4 protein-coding genes, 4 pseudogenes and 1 other annotated feature are annotated in these 8,625 nt (G+C 43.3%); of the genes and pseudogenes, 6 read left to right on the top strand and 2 right to left on the bottom strand.

Annotated elements, in window-relative coordinates; genetic code table 11:
• A partial coding sequence (locus tag BHE85_RS06360; protein WP_000585607.1) for an integrase core domain-containing protein occupies positions 1 to 306 on the top strand: 306 nt, incomplete at its 5' end.
• Between the two features lie 151 nt (positions 307 to 457).
• Here BHE85_RS06360 and BHE85_RS27265 read toward each other — a convergent pair.
• Both BHE85_RS27265 and icsA read right to left on the bottom strand, forming a co-directional pair.
• A pseudogene (locus BHE85_RS27265) lies at positions 458 to 776 on the bottom strand (fimbria/pilus outer membrane usher protein); the annotation flags it as partial.
• Between the two features lie 143 nt (positions 777 to 919).
• Entirely contained in the window at positions 920 to 4,228 is a 3,309-nt protein-coding gene (gene icsA / locus BHE85_RS06350) for an outer membrane autotransporter IcsA (protein ID WP_039064436.1), read from the bottom strand.
• Positions 4,229 to 4,756: 528 nt separating this feature from the next.
• Here icsA and virA point away from each other — a divergent pair.
• The 5 genes and pseudogenes from virA to BHE85_RS06315 all read left to right on the top strand — a co-directional run.
• Entirely contained in the window at positions 4,757 to 5,959 is a 1,203-nt protein-coding gene (virA, locus tag BHE85_RS06345) for an alpha-tubulin-specific protease (protein ID WP_001195008.1), read from the top strand.
• A 178-nt stretch (positions 5,960 to 6,137) separates the two neighbouring features.
• Positions 6,138 to 6,825 (top strand): annotated as a pseudogene (locus BHE85_RS06340) (IS3 family transposase); the annotation flags it as partial.
• Positions 6,418 to 6,534: a sequence feature (AL1L pseudoknot), on the top strand. It overlaps the preceding pseudogene by 117 nt.
• Position 6,826: 1 nt before the next feature.
• Positions 6,827 to 7,193: pseudogene (locus BHE85_RS06335) on the top strand (IS3 family transposase); the annotation flags it as partial.
• Positions 7,121 to 7,600, top strand: a pseudogene (locus BHE85_RS26690) (reverse transcriptase/maturase family protein); the annotation flags it as partial. The pseudogenes BHE85_RS06335 and BHE85_RS26690, both read left to right, overlap by 73 nt.
• Positions 7,601 to 8,431: 831 nt before the next feature.
• The coding region (locus tag BHE85_RS06315; RefSeq protein WP_146628228.1) for a hypothetical protein at positions 8,432 to 8,625 on the top strand (194 nt) is incomplete at its 3' end.

Here is an 8,625-nt window from a genome sequence, read left to right as displayed (position 1 = left end):
AAAGGTTCTCAGTATGTATCGCTGGCCTACACACAGCGGCTTAAGGAAGCCGGATTACTGGCATCAACAGGAAGTACAGGCGACTCGTATGACAACGCGATGGCGGAGAGCATCAATGGTCTTTACAAAGCGGAGGTAATACACCGTAAGAGCTGGAAAAACCGTGCAGAAGTGGAACTGGCCACACTCACGTGGGTGGACTGGTATAACAATCGACGATTGCTGGAAAGGCTGGGCCATACTCCTCCGGCAGAAGCAGAAAAAGCTTATTATGCTTCCATCGGAAACGATGATCTGGCAGCCTGAGTTCACAGATAAAACACTCTCCAGGAAACCCGGGGCGGTTCAGTACGCTTCCCCATGTGATTTGCCTCGCCACTTCACCGGGCTCAGGACCCCGTAGGATCTTCACCGAAAAAAATGCATCACCAGTTGCTTTATTATTTGTTTTAGGTAGACCTGTTACTAATTTATACCTACTCTGACCAAGTCTGGATAAGAAAGGCACACCTGCACATTTCTACTTGGAAATGTTTTCTTTTACCATTTTGCTCAAAAATTTCAACATCCAATATTCCTCGTACAGAACTACTCAAGTCCTGAATAGAAAAAGTTCCAGCTGGTACAGTAGAGTCATATATTGCTCGACCTTGTTGAGATACAACAACACGTGCATTAGTTTCTGCAATACCAGTAATCTGAGGCGCATAACCACGAATATTTGGCGGTAGCATTCGTTCATCGCTTTCTAATGCAATTCCTGTGTAACGCCAAGCAACAGCGCATTCTGGCGCATGATCTGGTAAACACGTTTGGCATTGATCGCAGGCATACCATCATGTGCACAAAAACCCACCGAGCTTTTACACGGTGGGTCCCAGAGAAATGCAGGACATCAACACGCCCTGCATTTTTATTATCAGAAGGTATATTTCACACCCAAAATACCTTGGGTGTCTCTGTAACTGTTATTACCCAATTGCTGAGATACGTTTCCCCAGATGCTTAGGTTATCTGCAAGACGCCCCCCCACACCAGTTTTGAGTTCAATCACATTACGGTTGCCTATCTGGTGATTTGACATGCCATTCATAATTACACCATATTGCTTTGAGCTCCATTTCCAATTCACTTCCAAAAATGGTTCGAACTTACGAAGAGTCTCCTTATCGATACAACTATGACTAATTAAGGATGTACGCAATCCCAATTTTGCTTGAATATTATTGACCCCAGAGGATGTGACCATAGTGCCATTGTGTTCAATATAGTCGTTTGCTTTTACCCCATGCCTAGTTATCTGGACTTGTGGATTGAGATACAATGCGTTGTCAATATTATTATGAGTAGTCCAGCGTATGGTTGGGTAGATATAGCCAGCTTCCAAAGCTCCTGTTATTCCTTTGCTGGAATATTTCTCACCAGTAAACCCATCTCCTTTGACTGTATTATTAAACCAACCGTACTGCAACCAAGCATCCATATATAGACCTGTTCGTTCTTTTTCATCCTGAAACCAAGAACTGTACAAACCGGCAGTATAACCGCTCACAGTTCCTCGTGAACTATAACTAGTATACTTATTATGAGTTTTGCTATCCTGATATCCATAAGCTCCCATAATACCCACATGCAAGCCATCATGATCAGTGAAGTTTGTCTTCAAAATATCTCCACCAATCTGATAAACCATCCTGTTAGCTGTGGTTTTTAATTGTCTATCAGCTAAATTATGCTCATTATGTCCACCAACAGTACGAATCCACATGGTGGTTTCGCTGAGCTGACCTGTAGTAGGATCAACAATAGTGCTACCGTGTCGGTCATAGAGAGAAGGACTAAACATCGTGTTCATTGCTATCAGGTTAGCAATATAACTGCCAGCTTCAGGGCGCCATGTGTGAATACTACCTTCACCCAAATTAAGTGAAGATACAAGCTGTGAACTAGCTCGGCGACTACTCATTTGAGTAGACTCTTGATTGCTCATCTGTTTTGATTCTTGATTATCCATCTGACTAGTTAGATACCACTTATTGGTATTCAGTCCAGATACAGTGCCCTGTTTCAGGCGATAGTCATAACTACCAGCAACAATACGGCCTTTCTGAATAAAAGCATTCTTATCAGAAGAATCTGTCGAAATAATTTGAACACCTTCAAGAGTTTTATCTCCAGAGCCTCCCTCATTTGTCACTGCAACATAGGTAATACCAGACGCATGGCCTGTAATTTCCAGCCGGTCAGTTTTACTGTTGTCATTGCCGAGAACCGCGCCCAAAGATAATATTCCGCCCTTTCCATGCCAATTACCTTTCTGAACATAGGTCTGACCGACATTTGACGAACTATTATTGAGAATAACATGACCGTTTTTCTCCAGAGTCATGTTACCTGTGACAATGACGGGGTCAGGCAAAAAAGGGGCATTAATATTATTGATTAGCACAGTCCCACTATTTAATAAAGTGTTAACAGTTTGGTTCATGCCTGAAAAATTCAAGGTAGCACCTTTATTAACAATAACACCAGCGGTACGTGTCATAGCTTCAACTGTCCCCATTTTTAGAATGCCTGCATTGATGTTGGTGAAACCAGAGTAGGTATTTTTTTCCGCCAAAATGAGAGTTCCCTCCCCTGATTTTGTTAGGGATTTTCCGTCCCAGCTATTTATATTATGATGGCTGAGATTATCTGCCAGAATAGTACTAACAGTAAGTTCAGCGTTTTCTTTCAGATTGAACTCTCCATGACTGTCGCCATCTGTATCATTCCAGCTCAAACCGTAGATCAATTTATTCTGGTCACTGATATAGCTTTTTGTATAGTCAATAGCACCAGTAGTGAGTAACGGATTGATGATAGATATATTAGAAACACTGAAACCTGTTATCCCTTTATCTGCACTTAGCAGTTTATAGTCCTTCTGCGCCCAGTTATTTATAATAGCTTCCACTTTTACATTGTTGCCAAATGACATATTTCCAGAAGCTTCCAGACTACTGATTCCAGCTAAATTTAAAGAACTGTTCTCACCAAAAGAAACGTCACCTGAAACAGTGAATTTGTTACCTGATAGTGAAACAGTTGTACAATCACCAGCACATAAATCACCTTCAATAGTTGGTGTGGTCCCAGTGTAATCATTGTTGATAATTTTCAGAATGGATGAATTGTTAACCTGTACATCACCAGTAATGACAGAACCTTCATGGAGTATTAATGAATTGTTTCCACCAGTGATGTGGATAGCATTACCTGCTACATTTTGTGTTCCATCATCTTCTTTACCTGAAATTATATATCCGCTATTAGCAATGGTCATATTGCTACCATTTATAGCATCCCCCCAATGTCCACCATTACCGCCTAAAATAGCTCCATTGTTGATTATAGACAGGTTATCTCCTGTGATAGCATTACCACCGTAGCCATCATAACCATAACCGTAAGCAGCACCTCCGTTGCCTCCAGCGAACGTGCCCTTATTGATTACAGAGAGGCTGCTTCCTGTGATGGCATCACCTCCATTACCGCCATCACCCTCACCATAATTGTTACCTCCATTACCACCGGAAATAGTCCCTTTGTTGATTATGGGTAGATTGACTCCTGTGACGGCATCACCTCCATTCCCCCCATCACTATCACTATAACTATCGCCACCATGTCCACCTGAAATAATTTCTCCATTTATTATAAACAGATTGTCTCCTGTAACAGCCTCACCACCATCACCGTTATGGTCAGCACCGCTACCGCCGCTACCACCAAGAATCATGCCTTGATTGATTATAGACAAGTCAGATCCGGTAATAGAGTCACCACCATTACCGCCACAACTATTACCATCATTATTATCACCAGCACCACCATGACCTGCGCTAATCATAATATCAGAGTTAATCCGTAGCTTAGTTCTAGATGCATGAGAGGGGTTGGAAGAAGTTATATACCACGCATCCATTCCATCTTCACCAGCTCCCAAGGGAGAAAGTCCATCAACAGGTGTTAATAATTTTTCATAATTGTCCTCTGAAAAATGAAGTTCTTGAGTACCCGAAAGAGGAATAGCAAAAGCTATTGGCCCCCCGAGCAACAGGGATGCACCAACAACAAAAGGAGAAAAAGACAATTTGCATGTTTTTTCCTTTACCGTAGGTAATTCTCCGGCCCCCCCCTGTGAACATTGGGTCATATTACAAAAAAATTTGTGAATTTGATTCATGCACTATATTATCAGTAAGTGGTTGATAAACCCCTAAAAAGATTCCGTTTTATCCGGAATAAAGGGACGATATATGCAAAAACATATTAAACAAAGCCTCAACCAAAACATGAGAGCTGTGTTATATATCAATGCAACGGGAGAAATTTACCTGTGTCTTGCTTTGAAAAAAAGAGGGGGAAAGCTATATGTTCGATAATAAATTAATAATTTTACTATGATAGTCTGCTTCAGACCGCAACTTTTCAGTTCTTTCTGTACGCTTGCCCAAAGTTTAACCACTTTGTTTTTCTATACACCCAATGGTTCTATCTGCCCCTTGATGTTAATCCCCAAAGCCAATAACATGAATGTATTCATATCACAACTTTCCTACCAGACTCTCCAATGCAATAACTGCATAATTGTTTTTAGTGGAAATGTATCGTTTTCTTAAAGAGAAGAATAACATTCCATTTTATTATGTTCCCAATTTAATTATATTAATATATATTGGCATCAATAGGAAAATACATCAGGAGAAATCAAATGCAGACATCAAACATAACTAACCATGAAAGAAATGACTCATCATGGATGTCAACTGTCAAATCAACTACAGAAGTAAGTTGGAATAAATTGAGTTTTTGTGACGTTTTACTGAAAATAATAACTTTCGGAATATATTCTCCACACGAAACTCTAGCCGAAAAATATAGCGAAAAAAAACTAATGGATAGTTTCTCACCATCACTATCACAAGATAAAATGGACGGAGAGTTTGCCCACGCAAACATAGATGGCATTTCAATACGGCTATGCCTTAACAAAGGCATATGTTCGGTTTTTTATCTTGATGGAGATAAAATACAATCCACTCAACTTTCATCAAAAGAATATAATAACTTGTTAAGTTCACTCCCCCCCAAACAATTCAACTTAGGAAAAGTACATACTATTACAGCTCCGGTATCAGGGAATTTTAAAACTCACAAGCCTGCACCAGAAGTTATTGAAACAGCCATTAATTGCTGTACATCGATAATACCAAACGATGATTACTTCCCCGTTAAAGACACTGATTTTAATAGTGTTTGGCATGATATTTACAGAGATATTCGAGCATCTGACAGCAATAGTACAAAAATATATTTCAACAATATTGAAATACCACTAAAATTAATTGCAGATCTAATTAATGAGTTAGGAATTAATGAATTCATTGATAGCAAAAAAGAGCTTCAAATGCTAAGTTACAACCAATTAAATAAAATAATCAATTCAAACTTCCCCCAACAAGACCTATGTTTTCAAACAGAAAAACTTTTGTTTACTTCACTCTTTCAAGACCCTGCATTTATATCCGCACTAACATCTGCATTCTGGCAATCTCTTCACATCACGTCTTCCTCTGTGGAACACATATATGCCCAAATTATGTCCGAAAACATAGAAAACAGGCTTAATTTCATGCCTGAACAACGAGTTATTAACAATTGTGGACATATTATAAAAATCAACGCAGTTGTCCCTAAAAACGACACTGCAATCTCTGCCTCTGGGGGGAGGGCTTACGAAGTTAGCTCATCAATATTACCATCGCACATAACATGTAATGGTGTTGGTATTAATAAAATAGAAACAAGCTATCTCGTTCATGCTGGAACACTTCCAAGCAGTGAAGGGCTTCGCAATGCTATCCCTCCAGAAAGTCGTCAAGTATCATTTGCCATCATATCTCCTGATGTTTAAGCCAATATTATATTGGCTGCCAGACTGTAAAAAAACGTTCTTCAGAACAGCTCTATAAACTATTAAACCAAAGCTAAAAGGATGGGGACCAATAGAATCTCAGCCCATCCTTTTTATATCATTATGAACCGCCCCGGAAATCCTGGAGACTAAACTCCCTGAGAAAGAGGTAAACAGGATGACTAAAAATACACGTTTTTCCCCTGAAGTCCGTCAACGGGCAGTTCGTATGGTTCTGGAAAGTCAGGGCGAATATGACTCACAATGGGCAGCGATTTGTTCCATTGCTCCAAAGATTGGCTGTATACTGGAGACTCTGCGTGTCTGGGTACGCCAGCATGAGCGGGATACCGGGGGCGGTGAGGTAGGCTCACCACCGCTGAACGTCAGCGTCTGAAAGAGCCGGAACGTGAAAATCGTGAACTGCGCCGCAGTAACAATATCCTTCGCCTGGCTTCCGCTTATTTTGCAAAGGCGGAGTTCGACCGCCTCTGGAAAAAATAATGCCACTGCTGGATAAGCTGCGTGAGCAGTACGGGGTCGGACCGGTATGCAGTGAACTGCATATTGCCCCGTCAACGTATTACCACTGTCAGCAACAGCGACATCATCATGATAAACGCAGTGCCCGTGCGCAGCGCGATGACTGGCTGAAGAAAGAGATACTGCGCGTATACGATGAGAATCATCAGGTATACGCTGTGCGTAAAGTCAGGCATCAGTTGTTACGGGAAGGTATCAGAGTGGCCAGATGCACTGTGGCACGTCTCATGGCGGTTATGGGGCTTGCCGGTGTTCTCCGGGGTAAAAAGGTCCACACTACCGTCAGCCGGAAAGCCGTTGCCGCAGGCGACCGCGTAAACCGTCATCAAGGCAATGTGCCGCGTACTCCGGGTGGCCCGCAGCGGCTGGTATACGTGGTGTCAGCGGCGGACAAGGATAAACACACGTCAGCAGTTCCGTCAGCACTGCGACAGCGTTGTCCGCAAGGCTTTTACCCAGTCCAGCGTTACGGTGCCCCACGCCTGACGGATGAACTGTGTGCTCTGGTTACCACTTTAACGTAAAAACCGTGGCAGCCAGTCTGCGCCGTCAGGAACTGAGCGCAAAAGCCTCCCAGAAGTTCAGCCCGATCAGTTACCGTGCACACGGCCTGCCTGTATCAGAAAATCTGCTGACGCAGGATTTTTACGCCAGTGGCCCGAACCAGAAGTGGGCGGGAGACATCACGTACTATTACAGCTCACCGACTGCGGGGAAACACGGGGCGCCGGGTTATTGAAGGTGACCTGTCCAGCTACTTCGACACAGTACATCACCGGCTGCTGATGAAAGCCGTCTGCCGCAGGATCAGTGATGCACGTTTTATGAGACTGCTGTGGAAAACGCCGTGTTGATGTTGGTCTCTTCCGGGCGGTCAGTGAAAGTATGCCACAGGGCGGTGTGATCTCGCCGTTGCTGTCGAACATCATACTGAATGAGTTCGACCAGTATCTGAATAAACGCTACCTGAGTGGAAAAGCCAGAAAGGATCGCTGGTACTGGAATCACAGTATCCAGCGAGGCCGAAGTACTGCTGTCAAAGAAAACTGGCAATGGAAACCTGCCGTTGCTTACTGTTGCTATGCCGATGACTGTGTGCCACGAAGGCGCGTCCTGGGGACGTGAGTCCCTGTGCAGCCATGCGGCACAAGAGATGAGGGAAGGCCCCTCGGTGTCGGCGTGCAGGCGCAGGCACCAAACCATCCACTGCTGCTGCATTTAAGAGATGTGGTGGTGAGCGAGATGGGAAAAGGTCGGACGTGAGCCGATCAGGTATGGTTCGAAGAGACGAACGAAAGTGAACCGCTGATGATGTGTCGAAAGCATATAGATGATGTCAAAACAATGGTGGAGTCGTTCCTGTGGGATATGTTTACTGCCTGCGCGGCATCCGGCATAAAAGCGGCGTGAAGTCGATTCAGGCTCTTGTGGGGAACGTGGACCTGTCACCCCGATGTGAAGGGAGAAGCGCAAGTGGAAGCCCCATGAGCGCCAGAGTACCAATGCGGGGTACAGGGACGGAGCACCAAGCGATTGCGCAGTAAACATGCTTGACAACTTAATTGGGGCCCCCTCTTCCTTTTATGGTGTAATTGTTTGATTGAATACTTCCGGGGATTTCAGTATGAAATGAAGTATATTTAATATACTTTACAAAAAGTTTGTATTAGTGGAATAAGGACAATAGTTTATCCAAACTGCCAAGCCCCTTTATTATAAGTAAGATCTGGTACTAAATAAGCGTTCTAAACCGACCCGAGTAGGCGGCCTGACGGCTGCGGCTTGTCATGGCCTGTGATTACCGTTATAAAAACAGACAATATCATTGTCTTTCAGGTAGTTATATGGCCCGTTCAGCTAAACCACGCAAACGAAAACCTGCACCTCAAAGAAGCAAACTCCTCCACTATGTCGTAAAACTTCACGAAGATGATTTTTTTTGACGAAGAAGAAGCTGAGGTTCTGCGCTTTGATAATTTTGACGATGCCGTTGAGTGTTGCGCAGACCTGAATATTCCGTTCTTTGTGGATGCCGGAAACAAAAAACTGGTCTTCTGGTTTGTACGTGTTGATGACGAAGGGTATCCGGAAATTGCCCGCTGCACGGAGCGGGAATTTGCGAC

This window comes from Shigella sp. FC1567, assembly GCF_001743015.1.
Classification (GTDB): Bacteria; Pseudomonadota; Gammaproteobacteria; order Enterobacterales; family Enterobacteriaceae; genus Escherichia; species Escherichia coli.
Note: the sequence above shows the minus strand (reverse complement) of the source record. Positions and strands in the feature narration are given on the sequence as shown.

Bases quoted from the DNA above. Each gene is read 5' to 3' on its own strand.
- icsA (WP_039064436.1), bottom strand. From the start codon at position 4,228: ATGAATCAAATTCACAAATTTTTTTGTAATATGACCCAATGTTCACAG.
- virA (WP_001195008.1), top strand. From the start codon at position 4,757: ATGCAGACATCAAACATAACTAACCATGAAAGAAATGACTCATCATGG.